General features: G+C 67.1%; 14 protein-coding genes and 3 pseudogenes. 8 read left to right on the forward strand and 9 right to left on the reverse strand.

The window, feature by feature from the left end; genetic code table 11:
* Nucleotides 1–62: 62 nt before the first annotated feature.
* The gene (locus HEP85_RS40305; protein ID WP_168532238.1) at nucleotides 63–359 is read right to left on the reverse strand and encodes a helix-turn-helix domain-containing protein; all 297 of its coding nucleotides are present in this window, start codon (nucleotides 357–359) and stop codon (nucleotides 63–65) included.
* 138 nt (nucleotides 360–497) lie between these two features.
* On the opposite strand from HEP85_RS40305, the gene HEP85_RS40310 reads away from it, so the two are divergent.
* From HEP85_RS40310 to HEP85_RS40325, 4 genes are all read left to right on the forward strand, one after another.
* Entirely contained in the window at nucleotides 498–1082 is a 585-nt protein-coding gene (locus HEP85_RS40310; protein ID WP_168532239.1) for a carboxymuconolactone decarboxylase family protein, read from the forward strand.
* Between the two features lie 47 nt (nucleotides 1083–1129).
* A complete protein-coding gene (locus tag HEP85_RS40315) occupies nucleotides 1130–2518 on the forward strand; it encodes an MFS transporter (RefSeq protein ID WP_369658160.1) in 1389 nt (462 codons plus the stop codon).
* A gap of 151 nt (nucleotides 2519–2669) precedes the next feature.
* Complete coding sequence (gene nadC, locus HEP85_RS40320; RefSeq protein ID WP_248002337.1) at nucleotides 2670–3542, forward strand: carboxylating nicotinate-nucleotide diphosphorylase; 873 nt, start codon at nucleotides 2670–2672, stop codon at nucleotides 3540–3542.
* A gap of 219 nt (nucleotides 3543–3761) precedes the next feature.
* Complete coding sequence (locus tag HEP85_RS40325; protein WP_168532240.1) at nucleotides 3762–4055, forward strand: DUF1330 domain-containing protein; 294 nt, start codon at nucleotides 3762–3764, stop codon at nucleotides 4053–4055.
* 958 nt (nucleotides 4056–5013) lie between these two features.
* Here the strand turns inward: HEP85_RS40325 and HEP85_RS40330 are convergent.
* Complete coding sequence (locus tag HEP85_RS40330) at nucleotides 5014–5148, reverse strand: hypothetical protein (RefSeq protein ID WP_282189885.1); 135 nt, start codon at nucleotides 5146–5148, stop codon at nucleotides 5014–5016.
* Between the two features lie 113 nt (nucleotides 5149–5261).
* Between HEP85_RS40330 and HEP85_RS40335 the strand changes: the two genes are divergently transcribed.
* On the forward strand, nucleotides 5262–5900 hold the full coding sequence (locus tag HEP85_RS40335) for an HAD family phosphatase (RefSeq protein ID WP_168532241.1): 639 nt from the start codon (nucleotides 5262–5264) through the stop codon (nucleotides 5898–5900).
* Between the two features lie 52 nt (nucleotides 5901–5952).
* On the opposite strand, the pseudogene HEP85_RS40340 reads toward HEP85_RS40335, so the two are convergent.
* The 7 genes and pseudogenes from HEP85_RS40340 to HEP85_RS40370 all read right to left on the reverse strand — a co-directional run.
* Nucleotides 5953–6159: pseudogene (locus HEP85_RS40340) on the reverse strand (ATP-binding protein); the annotation flags it as partial.
* A 165-nt stretch (nucleotides 6160–6324) separates the two neighbouring features.
* Nucleotides 6325–7125 carry a hypothetical protein gene (locus HEP85_RS40345; RefSeq protein ID WP_168532242.1) on the reverse strand — a complete coding sequence of 267 codons (801 nt, stop codon included), beginning with the start codon at nucleotides 7123–7125 and terminating at the stop codon, nucleotides 6325–6327.
* An 825-nt stretch (nucleotides 7126–7950) separates the two neighbouring features.
* Nucleotides 7951–8729 (reverse strand): annotated as a pseudogene (locus HEP85_RS40350) (hypothetical protein).
* A 244-nt stretch (nucleotides 8730–8973) separates the two neighbouring features.
* Complete coding sequence (locus tag HEP85_RS40355; protein ID WP_168532243.1) at nucleotides 8974–9573, reverse strand: hypothetical protein; 600 nt, start codon at nucleotides 9571–9573, stop codon at nucleotides 8974–8976.
* 604 nt (nucleotides 9574–10177) lie between these two features.
* A pseudogene (locus tag HEP85_RS40360) lies at nucleotides 10178–10480 on the reverse strand (DUF4259 domain-containing protein); the annotation flags it as partial.
* 56 nt (nucleotides 10481–10536) lie between these two features.
* Complete coding sequence (locus HEP85_RS40365) at nucleotides 10537–11103, reverse strand: hypothetical protein (protein ID WP_369658161.1); 567 nt, start codon at nucleotides 11101–11103, stop codon at nucleotides 10537–10539.
* A gap of 406 nt (nucleotides 11104–11509) precedes the next feature.
* A complete protein-coding gene (locus HEP85_RS40370) occupies nucleotides 11510–11680 on the reverse strand; it encodes a hypothetical protein (protein ID WP_168532244.1) in 171 nt (56 codons plus the stop codon).
* A 511-nt stretch (nucleotides 11681–12191) separates the two neighbouring features.
* Between HEP85_RS40370 and HEP85_RS40375 the strand changes: the two genes are divergently transcribed.
* From HEP85_RS40375 to HEP85_RS40385, 3 genes are all read left to right on the forward strand, one after another.
* Complete coding sequence (locus HEP85_RS40375; protein ID WP_168532246.1) at nucleotides 12192–13034, forward strand: AraC family transcriptional regulator; 843 nt, start codon at nucleotides 12192–12194, stop codon at nucleotides 13032–13034.
* A gap of 73 nt (nucleotides 13035–13107) precedes the next feature.
* Nucleotides 13108–13719 (forward strand): dihydrofolate reductase family protein, encoded by a 612-nt coding sequence (locus HEP85_RS40380; protein WP_168532247.1) that lies wholly within the window; start codon nucleotides 13108–13110, stop codon nucleotides 13717–13719.
* 423 nt (nucleotides 13720–14142) lie between these two features.
* On the forward strand, nucleotides 14143–14319 hold the full coding sequence (locus HEP85_RS40385; protein WP_248002339.1) for a hypothetical protein: 177 nt from the start codon (nucleotides 14143–14145) through the stop codon (nucleotides 14317–14319).
* The last annotated feature ends 41 nt before the right edge of the window (nucleotides 14320–14360 follow it).

The following is a 14360-nucleotide window of genomic DNA, read 5'->3' on the forward strand; positions in this document are numbered from 1 at the left end:
CAGTGCCGTGATCCTTGTGCCGCATCGGCGTCCGCTTCCTCCGCCCGCCGCCGGCTCCACCTTCATGCCTCCGCAGGATTTTGATCGTTCGGTTCTTGCGCCTGCGCCCAGGTGATCGCCCATTCGTTGAGCGGTTGGAGGGCATGACTGAGTGCTGTCCCCAGGCGAGTGAGCTCGTAGCCGTCGGCTGAGGCGGCGATGATCCCGCTTGACGTGAGTTCGCGAAGCCGCTGGTAGAGGACGCTGGACGACAGTCCTTCGCAATGTGCCAGCAGCGCGCGGGCGCCGAGCGGCCCCGCACGCAGCTCCCAGAGAATGCGCAGCGCCCACCGACGGCCGAAAAGGTCCATCGCGGCCATGATCGGACGGCCGGTCGTCGATCCACGAACCGGTGTTCCTGGGCGCGGTGTCGGCATGACCCTCCTTGCGTTTCGTTATTCGAAACACTAGCATCCATGCGTGTTTCGAATTTCGAAACAACCTCAACGGGAGCGCCGATGCCGCGAATAGCCCTGCTGGAGCCGCCGTACACCGACCAGGCCGGCGCGCTGCTCGCGCGCATGATGCCCGGGGACGTGCCGCCGATCGGACTGTTCCGGATGTTCGCCAGAAACCCCCCGATGGCCGGCGCCCTGCACGGATGGGGGCGCTATGAGCTGGGCCGACAGCTGACCCTGACCATGAGGGAACGCGAGATCGCCATCGACCGGACATGCGCGCTGTGCGGCTGCGAGTACGAGTGGGGCGTGCACATGATGACGTTCGCCGAACGGATCGGGCTCACCCGCGAGCAGGCGGCATCCCTGGTGCACGGCGGCCCCGCTGACGAGTGCTGGACGTCCGAGCGGGAACGGCTGCTCATCCTCGCCGTCGACGCGCTGCACGAGCGTTCCGACATCGATGACGCGCTGTGGACACGGCTCGTGTCGGTCTTCGACGAGCTCCAACTGCTCGATCTGCTTCTGCTGTGCGGGTGGTACCACGCCGTCAGCTTCGCCGCGCGCGCCACGCGTGTGCCGCACGAGTCCGGCGCGCCTCGCTTCGCCGACTTCCTCCCCAGCACGACCGGAAGCAACCGGTGAGCACTACCCGGGAGCACTCCGAGGCGCGGCTGCTGGTCCCCTCCTTGATGTTCATCGCCCTGGTCGTGGCGGCAGTCGCCAGCCTCGGGGCACCGCTCATCACCAGCGTGGCGACCACGTTCCACGTCTCGCTCGACAGCGCGCAGTGGACGCTGACCATCGCGCTGCTGAGCGGCGCCGTCGCTACGCCCGTCCTCGGCCGGCTCGGAGCCGGCCCACACCGACGAGCCACGATTCTCGCCACGCTGGCGGTCGTCGTCGCCGGCAGTGCGCTCACCGTGTTACCACTGCCGTTCGCGTGGCTGCTTGTCGGTAGGGCGGCCCAAGGCGTCGGGCTCGGTCTGACGGCGCTGATGATGGGCGTGGCCCGTGACCATCTAACCGAGCGGCGCAGCGCGGCCACGATCGCCCTGATCTCGGTGGTCTCCATCATCGGGGTCGGCGTCGGTTACCCCCTCGCCGGCCTGCTCGCCGAGTTCGGCGGGGTGCGCGCCGCCTATGGCCTCGGTCTGTTCGTCACCGCTCTTGCCTTCCTGGCCGCCTGGCGCTCCATGCCCGTAGCTCCCGAAGGCCGCTCCGCTCACGTGGACGTAACGGGCGCGCTCGTCCTGGCGGGTGGACTGTTCCTCGTCCTGTTCCTCGCAAGCGAGACGAGTCTATGGAGCCATCAGCTCGCCGTGGCGGTGGTCCTCGCCCTCGTTGCCGTGCTCTTGCTCTGCGCCTGGACCGCCTCCGAGCTGCGCAGTGAGACGCCCCTGGTCGATGTCCGGGCGGTACGGCGCCCGGCGGTCGCCGGGGCGAATATCGCCATGTTCGTCGGCGGGATCGGCATGTACCTCCTGCTCACGCTCATCACCCGGTACGCGCAGACACCGCACAGCGCCGGCTACGGCTTCGGGCTGACCACCTTCGTCGCCGGGCTGGTCCTCGTTCCGTTCTCTGTGCTGGGGTTCGTCGCAGGCAAGCTCACGCCTCGGGTTCGGATGCGGATCGACGCCCCCTTGCTCTTGGCCGGCAGCGCCGTCGTCGTCGGTTGTGGATTCGTCCTCTTCGTGGCGGCCCGGTCGAACCTGGCCGAACTGTTCGTGGCAATGGGCGTGCTGGGCTTCGGCGTCGGCAGCTTCTCGGCCGCCATGCCCGGCGTCATCCTGGCCGTCACGCCCAAGAGCGAGACGTCGAGCGCCATGAGCTTCAACTATGTCGTCCGAAGCGTCGGGTACTCCCTGGGCAGCGCCATAGGCGGCCTGGTGCTGGCCGCAGGCACCGACACCGACCACCTCTTCCCGAGCGATGGCGCCTACACCACGGCAGCGCTGGTCGGCATCGCCGCGATGGCGATCACGACCCTGACCAGCCTCGCCCTCGCCCGCCGCTCGCCCGAGACCGACCCGATCGAGGAGCCGGCAGGAGGTACCAGTCGTACCACTACGCCGTGATCGGCCGTCAACGCCGAGCCCTTGCCACAGATGCCGCCGGGATCGGCGCTGTCGGTGCCGAGGACGCCTGTGCGCCTTCGGCACCGGCAACCGCCTGATCCGCGATCACCGGCACGCCCCATCCGATCGAACCGGAAGCCAAGGACCCCGCATGCAGTTCCCTCACATGGCAGCCCGCAACGTCGTGACACTCGCGCTATCCGAAGATGCGGCCGCTGATGACGTCACCACTCGATGGAGCGTCGCGCCGCGACAATGGGCGACGGCAGTCATCATCACCCGCCAACCGGGCCTGGCTGCCGGGATGCCCCTGGCTGCCGAGGTTTACGCCCGTATCGGCGGCGAAACACGGATCGACGAATCGGTGCCCGACGGCACTCGACTTGAGGCCGACGATGTCCTGGCGAGGATATCCGGCCCGGCACACCAGATCATCACCGGCGAACGGACGGTGCTGAACCTCCTCCAGCGGCTTTGCGGCATCGCCACACTCACCGATCGGTATGTGGCCGCCGTGCGCGATCTGCCTGTCCGCGTCCTGGATACCCGCAAGACCGCCCCTGGACTTCGGTTGCTGGACAAGTACGCGGTCGCCGCGGGCGGAGGGCACAATCATCGGCTGGACCTCGGTGCCATGGTGCTCCTCAAGGAGAACCACATCGCGGCCGCCGGCGGCGTCACCGCCGCCATCGACAGCGTCCGTAAGAACATGGCGTCGGAGGGCAGGACCATGGCCATCGAGGTGGAGGTGGCCACGCTCGCCCAAGCCCGTGAAGCGCTGCAGGCCGAGCCGTCATGGATCATGCTCGACAACATGACCGTGCCGCAACTGGCCGAAGCCGTCCGCCTTCGACGCGAACTGGCCCCCGACTCCGGCATCGAGCTGGAGGCCTCGGGCACGATCACCTTGGACGACTTGCGCGCCGTCGCGGAAACCGGTGTCGACGCCGTCTCCGTCGGCGCGCTGACCCACAGCGCGCCGGCCGTGGATCTGAGCATGCTCCTGAGCATCTCCCCATCTTGAGAGGCCGAGTCGGCAGCCTCGGTCGAATCGCAGACTCCCAGCGTCGCAATGGCGACGCGACTGCACGATCCGACATTCGGGAGGATCCTGCGACGGTCGACCGCAGGGTCGGAGCCGACCAGCTCGTGCTCCGGATCATCCCGGCGACCCGCCGTCAGGTTCGATAGAACCGAATTGCGAATACGAAGTCAGATGTGCTCTTCGAATACTGGAGGTTTCGTGCCCAAGGGCTACTGGGTCAGTTCCTACCGCACCATCTCAGACCCTGAGAAGCTGGCTGCCTACAACAAACTGGCCGGTCCGGCCGTCCAGGCCGGGGGCGGGCGGCTCCTCATCCGAGGCGGCCGGGTCGTCGCACACGACGCCGGAATCGCCGAGCGCACCATCGTGATCGAGTTCGACAGCTTTGAACAGGCCCTCGCGGCACGCGAGAGCGAGGCCTACCAGGAGGCGCTGGTCGCCCTGTCCGACGGCGTCGAGCGCGACTTCCGCATCGTCGAAGGCATCGACTGACAGTCGGCGACCCGCCCGGCGTCGAGCTCCGACAGGCACCGCGACGGAGAAGAAGCACCACACCGCCGGGCAGGCAGGCGGCCAGAGCGAAGATCCACCATCTTGAAAACCTCTGATCAACGGTGCTGGTGTGGCAGGGCTCATGGGTTCTCGTGCTGGTGGTGGGCGGCTGCCTCAGTTCTGAACCGACGCAGGGGCCGCAGACTTGGGATCCGTCTTTGGCGCGGCCGACCAGAACCCGCATGGTGCCGCAGCTCGGGCAGGCGTGCGGGTTGAGGGTGTGGTGGTCGTAGCAGGGAGTGCATACCGAGCCGAGGGGCCAGTTCGACGTGATCGGCCGGTGGCGGCCGCAGAGTGCGCAGGTACGCATCGTCCGGGGGCGACAACTGGTGCAGCGGAAGCCGCCGCTGGGCAGTTTCCTGCCGTCGCGGACGCGTCCGCAGACATTCCTTCTTGTTGCGGTAGCACCGCTGGCAGGTTTCTGGACGTTCGGCGGTGGCGCGTAACGCGATCGGAGCGATCTCGCCGCAGAGACCGCAGTGCCGACGAGAGCCTTGGTAGCAGGCGCGACAGACCGGGCCGTCATCACTACGGGCATGAACAGGACGCACCTGCCCGCAGCGGCAGCACACGCTCGGTGGACGTTGTGCGCAGGTCTGGCAAAGGATGCCGCCGTCGGCCCGTCGAGTATGTGGGGCACGCATGCGGCCGCAGTCCGCGCACTGCCTCAAGTAGTGGGCGTCCGTCGCCTGACAGCTTCGGCAGATCCCTCCCTCCGGGCGGCGGGCTGCGATCGGCCGGACTACTGCGCAACGCGCGCAGGGCTGCGGATTGAGGCGCGTGTAGCAGTAAGTGCAGCAGCGGTCACCCTCCTTGGTGCGGCTGGGTAGTCGGCCGGTGCGGCCGCAGACCACGCAGACCGGCAATGTGACGACTTCGCCGTGGCCCATGGCTTCGATCACTTCTTGCGACAGCGTTTGTTGACGAGTTTGGACAGCAGCGTCCGGTCGACGGCTTCGCGGATCGTCACGAGTTTTGAAGGCACCTGCTGATTGAGGCGAGCCGGGTCGGCGGCTTGCGACAGGGCTGTCACAAGCTTCGAAGATCGCTTGACCTTGCCCCAGAGGGAGAGACGACAGTGTCTCTGTCGATCACATGAGAGGGCGATCTGTGCTCGCTGGTCCAGGACGAAGAGGGGGAGTTCGCGTGACCGCGACCTGCGTCATTCTCGACATCGGTGGCGTGCTGGAGATCACGCCGGAAACGGGATGCGTGCAACGGTGGGAGGAGCGGTTGGAGCTGCCACTGGGCACTGTCCATGAGCGGATGCGCGACGTGTGGCGGGCTGGGAGTGTCGGGAGTATCAGCGAGCGCGAGGTGCACGAGCAGGTGGCGGCCCGTTTGGGTCTTGCCACTCCCCAGGTTGAAGCCTTCATGGCTGATCTCTGGGCGGAGTATCTGGGGACGCCGAACGAGGAGTTGATCGACTATGTGCGAGGGCTGCGCGGAAGCTGCAGGCTGGGCATCCTGAGCAACAGCTTCGTGGGCGCCAGGGAGCGGGAGACGTCGCTTTATCACTTCGACGAGCTGGTGGAGCAGATCCTCTACTCGCACGAGATCGGCATCGAGAAGCCCGACCTGCGTGCCTTCGAGGCCGCATGCGCCAGCTTGGACGTGCGGCCGGAGAACTGCCTGTTCATCGACGACGTCGCGGTCAACATTGAGGCCGCCCAGGCGGCGGGCATGCAGGCGCATCTGTTCGAGGACAACGCCCGGACCGTCGCGCGCATCGCAGCTCATCTGGATGCCGGGCCCCTGGCCGCAGGGCGGGTCCCGCTCGGATGACGTCGGCCTGGCCGGTCTCCAACGGTTGCCGGCCAGGCGTTGAAGCGGTTGATCAGCCCGCTTCTGCGTGTTCGGCTCGGGCTCGGGTGCTGGCGAGGCGGTAGGAGTAGGTGCCGGTCTCGATGATGGTTCCGTTGAAGGTCAGGCGGTCGACGATGGCCGCGCAGAGGCGGGGGTCGGTGAAGGTCTTGGTCCAGCCGCCGAAGGACTCGTTGGAGGCGATCGCGACGCTGTTCTTCTCCTCACGCTCGGTCAGGACCGGCATGACCAGCACCTTTCACCAGGAGCATCCCGATGCTGCCTCGGCAAGAACCGCAGTGCTGTGAAAACTCGTGAACATCACCCGACCGTGGATCGGGGTGGCTCCCAAACCCGTGAACAATCGCTGTCGCTATCCGGGCTCTGGCACAGCTTTTGTGTGATGTCAGCAGTGGCAGTGGAGTCGTACCAGGATGGTGTCGTGGGGCTGCTGTGACAGGTATGCCTCGCTGCCCGGCCAGACAGTGGGCCTGGGGGGTTGGTGGGGACACGACTTCGGGTGGCAGTACGCGTGAAGGGCGCTTCCGTTGCTTTCGCGCCACCAGCCGTCCACGGTGAGTACGTCCGTGTTGTGCGGAACCCAGGAGTACTCACGGATGTAGTCGGCGCGGCTGCCGCGGAAGCCGATGATGGGATGCTCCCTGCTGATCGGGGAGTCTGGATATCCCAGCCAGAGGCTCCAGGAGTGATGGATGTAGGCCTTGATCAGGGGCTGGGCCCGGTAGGCGGCCAGCATGCCGTTGGCCCAGGGGCCGCCCGGGAACGCGTGCTGGTCTTTTTTCCAACGCTCCTCGAAGAACGACAGGGGCAGTGCCGGCAGGTGGACCGCGGACAGTTGCTGCCACAAATCCCAGCCTGCGGCTGTCACGCGTTCGGGAGCGGCTTGCGGCCGTGAGAAGTCGAGCAGGGCACGCGGTCCTCCGGCACAGACTCCTGGAGCGCTGGGAGCGGGGAGGCCGTTATAGGTGGGCTCGTCGTGAATCAGCCTGGGGTCGTCCTCGTATCCGCGGACGACCGCGAACCCCCTGCCGTTGCTGCCGCCGAGGATGCGGCGTGAATCCCACATGCCGCGGTCCACGGGGTTGTCACTGTCCTGGTCAAATGGCGCGAGGGCCGTCGTGAGGGCCTCGTCGATGTCGTCCGCGGCTTCGGGCGGCAGACACACCGTCACTGTCAGGCCGGCCATACGCTTTCCCCGCTCTGTCGGCGGACTGCATGATCGCATCGAGTGGCTACGTTAGGCATGCCGATTTGGCACCGGGCAGGCGTCCCATCCGTTCTGAGTCACAGTCCCGGCCCCAGCAGACCGTGCTTGACGTCCGCGACGAGGCCGTCGACCGGCTACCCACGCCACACAAGTTGAGCCAGAACCGCTATCCGTGAACAAGGCCAGGCCCAACTCGTCCAGTGTGCACAGCAGTCGGACCAGGGATGCTGGGCAATTCGCTGCGGGCGCGGTGAAGGTGCTCGGTCGCTTGTCCAGGTGGGCGGCCAGCTCCAGCGCCGGCGTCGGACCCCAGACCCTGGCCTGTTCCAGGATGTCCTGGGCCGGCTCTGGACCCATCTGCGGACTGATGGTCCGCCGCAGGTGGTCCACGAGTTCCCGGCGAGCGTCCTCGAGGAGCCGACGCCGCTGTGCTCGGGGAGGTTCGGTCACGATCGGCCGCGACGCTCGGAGCGGCGGACGACCGTGCGTTGCGCCGCCGGCGCCGGGCCGGGGCCGGCAGAGCCGTCGGCCGTCTTGCGCACCTGCTGGTTGACAACCTCGGGCTTGATCAGGTCGTTGGGGGTGCTGTCGGTCTCGATGATGGTGCTGTTGGAGGAACTCGACGGTGTTGGCCCTGCCGCCAATCTCGAGCGTCAAGGCTTGGAGAAGACCCGGCGTCTGGGTGGAGGCCGACAGCGTGGGTGAGTACGCCGGAGGCGTCTACGTCCGCTGGAGCGCCCCGGAACTGGGAGGGGCTGGTATGCGGGCACGCGAGGGGAGCAGATGGGGAGGCTCTGCGGCCCGTCAGGTGGTCAGGAACCATCCCTGCGTTGCGTCGGTGAGGGCTTGCTGTCTGAGGTTGCCGCCGAACAACTGCATCGTGGTGGCGGCCAGGATGTCGTCCCTGCCGATCTCCCGGCCCTGTCCCCCCTGCGGGCGGACAGGGCCGGGAGGGAAGAATCCCTGGGGAACGGGGGTGGGGCCGGTTCGCCAGACATCACTGGGGTGACCGAACCGAACCGTTTGCCCCCGCCCTCGCGGACGACCATGGCCGCGTCCCGGGCGAGGTCCGTCAGGAACACGCTCGCGATTCCGTCGAGGTCGCGGACCATCGCCCGGACGGCCGTCGCCCTCTGGCTCCGTAGCAGCTTCTTGACCCCGGCCTCGAACCTGTGGGCGCCGACCACAGCGCTCGGTTTGCGCGACCTGCTGCGCTTACGAGAAGGCACGATGACACCCTCGGCGTCGTACAGGACACCGGTCAGGCCCTGAAACGTCGGGCTGTGGTCGTACCACTTGCCCCCCACCTCCAGCTCGACGTTCCGGTCGATCGCCGAGAGAAGGTCCCCGGGAATCAGCTTCTTCCGGGCCTCCGCCGCCGCCGCTCTCCTCGCGCCGTCGATGATCTCCGTCAGCACTGTCCGCGTCACCGACGCGGCGGCCCACGCGGCCGACCGAGAGACGTGCATCGGGGTCACGTCCCTGAACACCGCTTTGACGAGAGAAGGTTTGAACGGTGAGACATCCATGACCGAGGCGGTCTCCGGACCGCTGCGTTCAGGGCGTGCGGACTGTGCGGTCATCAGAAGAAACACTCCTTGCTGTCGGAGATATCAGCGGCCCACACCCTGCTCCCGCACGAGGCCGGCGCGCCTGATCGGCGCATACGCGAAAGAGCTCCGCAATATGTGCGGGTCGCGCGGGGGCGGGGCGGGGTGCCGCCACCCCGCCCCGCCCCGTCTCGTCCCGATCGGGTCAGGCTGTGTGCTGAAGTCGCGCGGTGAGAGACAGCAGCCGTCGGCGTGCGTTCTGCGGGCTGCTGTCGGCTCAGATCGTCGGTGTGTCGTCGATGGGCTCGTGGTGCGGTTCGACGATGAACTTCCAGCCGGTGCTGGGCTCCATGAACCGCACTCGGGTGGGGTAGATGTCCAAGGCGCGGCGGTCGCGGTTCTGGCCGCTCGTGTTCTTCCGACCGCGGGCCGGCTCTTCGAACAGGTCGACCTTGACGTCCGGCACCGCCACGACTTCCTCGTTCCAGCGCTGGACGATTCCCGCGCCGAACGCTTCCCTCGCGGCGGTGTAGAGCGACTCCAGAGATTCCTTGTTCCCGTTGGGCACGAAGAGCGCGAGGTTCAGGAGGACGCCGGCACTCTGGAGAACCTCGATTTCCTCCCCGGCTTCGTCGGCAACCCAGATCCCGCGCTCTTCGGAATTGTCCGGGAGAACATGAATTTCCTTGCCGAAAATTGTCCTTGCGATGAAGGATCCTCCATCAAAATACTTTCCCGGCTTCGTGAGGAAAGCCGGAGCGAAGCAGTCGAGAGAAAGGTCGTCCAGCTCTGCCGAGACGAAAATCTCCTCCTGGAGGCCCAATTCTGCAACCTCGTCGCTCGTAAGACGTCGAGCGGTAACTTTTTCGGTGTTCACGCTATTTCTCCTTCTTAGTATGGCCATGGACAGTCCGAAGATCCGCCAGATCCGACGCTCCTGGCTCGGCCACGACTCCACCACCAGGCCTGAGTTGGGGCCGGAGTGAGTGCGCCGCGACTGCGCGCGTTGCTCGAGATCGCCGCCTCGGACAAGATCCCAGACACGGGACCCGGGCGGCAAATCCTCGTGGGAAAGGCGAAGGTGGCAGCATCGCCTCCGAACATCGCGGGCTTCCCGACCCGCCCCTCTCTTCAGGACACCCGCCCACGTAGACCTGTTGAGCTGTACCGGTTTGTCGGTATTGATTTTTTGACGTGGATGTGTCAGCACCTGTAGTTTTGATAAAGGCTGGTTGGTGAGCAGTCGGGAGGCTCGGCCGCGGCTGACTGAACGCCTCTCGAAGTCGTGAGCATATGCAGCCCCTTCTCGGGCTCTGGCTCAATTTCCGTGCGGAGTGACGCTTCGTTATGGCTGGACGTCGAAGAGAGCGATGGAAGGGGGGCGGCGGGACAAGCGCTGCGCGAAGGCGGCGTGTGAGTATGGCCTGCCACTGCTTCCAGTCCTCCGGGTCGACCCACTTCGAGGCCGGCCCAGCTTCGTCGCCGGCGATGCGGGCGAGGGTTTTGTCAGCGAGCGTCCGAAGGTCGGAAGGGAACACGGGGATAGGCGTTTCCGGGCCGCAGGGCGTGGCGACGACAGTTTGGCCTCCCGGGCATTGCGCCGCGATGAGTGCGGGGGCGGCCACCGCCTCGTCCGCTTCCGTGAGATAGCCCGCGGCGACGACCGTCCGGACGAGGACGCCTCGGATCAGAGCTTCACATGCCTCGGGCTCGGCGTCGTCGAGAGCGTTGGCGAAGCCCGCAGCTGTCTCGTTGCCGAAGGGACCGATGTCCCAGGTGCCCATGCTGATCTCCTTGCGTAAGGTCGACCTGATCCTCGCATCAGGCACTGACAACGTGACTACGGAGCGAGCAGGACTCGTTCGCGTACCTGTTCCAGCTGTCGGTGTCGGTGTTGAGGGAAGCGGCCGGGGTGGGGAAAGCGCCCGTGGACGAACGGATGGCCAGCGCGGACTCGACGGCGCGCAATGCCCCGTCCCGGCCGTGCACAGCGTGAGAGTGCTGAGGCGGAAGACCAACGGGACCGGCGAAGCGCTCCCGTCGGGCCTGCATGGTCGGTGACCTGGCGGTGAAGGATCGGGCGACGTTCACCCGGCGCGGGCATGTGCCGATCTTCAAGGGCTTCCACCGGCTCCTGCAGGCCCGCAAGGCAGTCGAGATCGAGATCGAGGCCGAGTTCGTAGTCCGACTCGTCTGCCCGGTCGACGAGTTCAACACCTCCCGGCATGTCGGCGACGATTCCCCAGCTCTGCTGCCGCCTCTCAATAGCCCGGACCTGCAGCGGACCCGGCGGGCGCCGCGCTCCGGGCCTCTTCGTCACCCATCGCTGCACGGTGCGCTGCGACACTCCCAGCACGGCGGCGACGCTCCTGGTGGAATTCCGGTGTGCTACGAGCAGGACCCGCAGACGGGCCTCGGTGCTCGAGGGGACGGGTGGGTGCGCAACGCACGCTCCAGCCCCTGCACGATCTCTCCCACGCCCGGCCTCCCCGCGGCCTGCCCATGAGGCCGCCTCCTGCGGCCCGTCACATCAGGTCTCCCACACCCGCCCGCCCCTGCCCACCGGTTCCGGCGTCTTCGGGACAAGGTCGGCCAACGTCGTCCACAACGCCCAGCATGTAGCGGCGAAGGGGCAGGTTCCTGGAGCTCAAGGCGCCTTACCGGAGTCCAGTAGGCGTACGACGGTGCTGTCGTTGTGTGGGCCGGGCAGTGGCGCTCGGGGAAAGGCCACTGCCCGGCGGCCTGGGTCCGCTCGCTGGTCACGGGAGGGCGGGACCGGGGCGACCGGGCGCGGTCTGTGGGCCCGGACCAAGTCACCGCATCAACTCATCGAGGTCAAAGATGCGGAAGCTGGCGAGACGTCGGATCATCGGCGAGGCGAGGAACGCGGCCGGACCAGGGTGGCCGTAGGGCACGGCGTGGTCAGGCTGGGCGACGACGTGGAGGTGTCCCCTGGTGAGGCGGCCGCAGAGGACCCCGCTCACGCCGTAAAGGGGAACGCCGCGGTGAGAGCCGAGCGGTGGGACGGCCTGCAGCCGAGGCGTGGAGGCCTCGGAACGTTTCGAACCTCATGGAAGAGCTACTCAGAGCGGAGTCGGCATGGTGAGACTGGTCTCGCGTCCAGCCGGATGCAAGTAGCTGAGCCACCGGGATCGTTCGAGAAGTTCCGAATGCGTATGCCCAAGCGTGCCCTTGCTGCCGCTCTCATGGCCGTCGCGGCCTTCGCCGCCCTCGGGACGCCGGCCGTTGCTGCGCCGACGCCGTGGGACTCGCACAGGATCCCTGCCGCTGCAGCGGTTTCCGGTGAGAGCGGCACCGTCTCCATGCTGTGCAGCGGCAACTGCTACCAGTAGGCCTGCTGCGGCAGTTCAGGCAGCCCGAACGACCAGGCCTCCAGAGATCTTCAGGGGCCGGGGTTCAGCAGGGAGACGATCGATGGCAGGGCCGACGACACCACCCTCGCGAACCGACCGCTCGGGCGGCCACACTGGGTCCATGGAATACGTCGGCCGGGTGCCCGCTCCGCCGCTCGACCGGTTCATCGACGACATCTACTGTCTGACCGGGGTGCCGCGCCACCGGCTGATGAACGTCCCGCCGATGCCTTCGGCCCACTTGTTCCTTCACCTGGGCGGACCTGTCCGTCTGTGGGACTCCGACCGTTCGGTGGCGCCGGCTGTGTTCACCGAGGGGTGGTTCATGGGCGTGTGGACCAGGCGCTTCCTCTTTGAGTACCCCGAGCATGTGCGGCTCGTCGGGGTGCACTTCAAACCCTGGGGGATGTCGCCGTTCGTCGACATGCCGGCCGCCGAACTGCGTAACCGGTGGGCGCCGGTCGACGCCGTCTGGCAACGCTCTGGGGACCGGATTCGAAACCGGGTCGGCGACGTCGCGTCGGCGGCCGAGACATTGCGGGTGCTGGAAGAGGAGCTGCGGTCGCGGCTCGTCGAAGCCCCGGCCCGCGGTCTCGACCTGGTCCAGCACACAGGCAGGCGTCTGGAGACCTCGCACGGCACGATCCCGGTCGGTTCGTTGGCCGAGGCCGCCGGGGTGAGTGGCAATCACCTGGCCAGCCTGTTCAAGGCACATGTCGGTGTCACCCCCAAGCGGGTGGCACGGATCTACCGCTTTGCGCGGCTGATCGTGGGCGTGGATGCCCTGCGCCCGGTCGACTGGTCGCAGCTCGCCCAAACGGCGGGGTACTTCGACCACGCCCACTTCAGCAGGGAGTTCAAAGACTTCACTGGCCACACTCCGACGGAATACCTGGCCCGGCAGCGTCGATTCGCCACCGAGCGGAGAGGCCCGCAGGACTTCGGCCCGATGCCTGCCGATTGATTTCTTACATGCCCGGATCCCCTCGACGCGAAAGGATTGTGGCGAACGCGCAAGGAGACTCTGAGGAGGGCCCGTGGGCACGGTGATCATGCACAGTGTGGTGTCGGTGGACGGTTTCATCGCCGACGCGAACGGCGGGGTGGGGCCTCTTCATGAGTGGTACTTCAGCGGGGACGTCCCGATCGTCGTTGGCGGGGACGAGGAGTACGACCATTCCGGAGCCGGCGACGGCATCAAGGTCTCGCGTGCGTCGGCGGACTACGTCCGGTCGACGTGGGAGTCGATCGGCACGATTGTGATGGGCCGTAACCTGTTCGACCAGGTGAACGGCTGGGAGGGCAAGCCACCCGCGGGCGATCACGTGGTCGTGGTGTCCGGTCGGCCCAAGCCCGAGGGGTGGCACCCCGAGGCGTCTTACCATTTCGTCGATGGAGTGGTGGCTGCGATCGACAAGGCCCGGGAACTCGCCGGGGAGCGGATCGTCGCGGTGAATGCCGGCGAAGCGGGCGCCCAAATCCTCGCGGCCGGTCTCGTGGACGAGGTGGCGATGGACGTGGTCCCGGTGGTGTTCGGGTCGGGCAGACGCTACTTCGGCGGCATCGACGAGCAGCATCTGCTGGAGGATCCACACGTGGTCATCCAGGGCGACAGGGTGCTGCACCTGAGGTTCAAGGTACGCCGCTAGAGATCTTTGACGGCTGAGGTCACGGCAGTCGGAGGTAGCGCCTGGGCATAGGTCACTGGCCGCCATGGGCGCAACGATGACCAGCCCAGACGTCACGCTCAGTGTCCGCTGCGGCGTTGGCGCAGTTCTGGAAGATCGAGCATGGCCGAAGGTGGTCGCGACCTTTGCGTGGACACGGCGAGCGGTGGGGTTCACGCGGGTGGTGCTACGAGGTTGGACCGAGCCATCGGCAGACCACCTGGAGAACCTCCGCTTCCCCGCCGGGTTCCGACGTGGGTGGCTTTTCGCGCCTGATCTTCTCGACGAGCCGCGCCGTGCCGACCTTGACGGTGTCCCGCTGGACGAGGCTTCGAGGCGAGGACCCCGGATCCCGCCGACCGGCGCCGGCTGTTGGTGCGTCAGGCCGCCGAGGAGTCCGAGCGCGTGGCGCGGGTCCGCGCCGCCGGCATCGACGAAGCACTCACCGCCGTCCTCGGATCCGACGAGGCGCACCGGTTGAGGGAGGTCACGGAAGCGCTGGACGTGTTCGCCCGCAACCTCCTCTCGCCGTCAGGGACCCCAGGGCCGCGCCGCGGGGTCACCGTTCCGTCGTCGGAGTAACACGGTCGCGGGGAACTCGCACGACGTCCCGCTTCTTCGCG

Origin of the sequence: Streptomyces sp. RPA4-2, assembly GCF_012273515.2 — a bacterium.
Taxonomy (GTDB): Bacteria; Actinomycetota; Actinomycetes; order Streptomycetales; family Streptomycetaceae; genus Streptomyces; species Streptomyces kaempferi.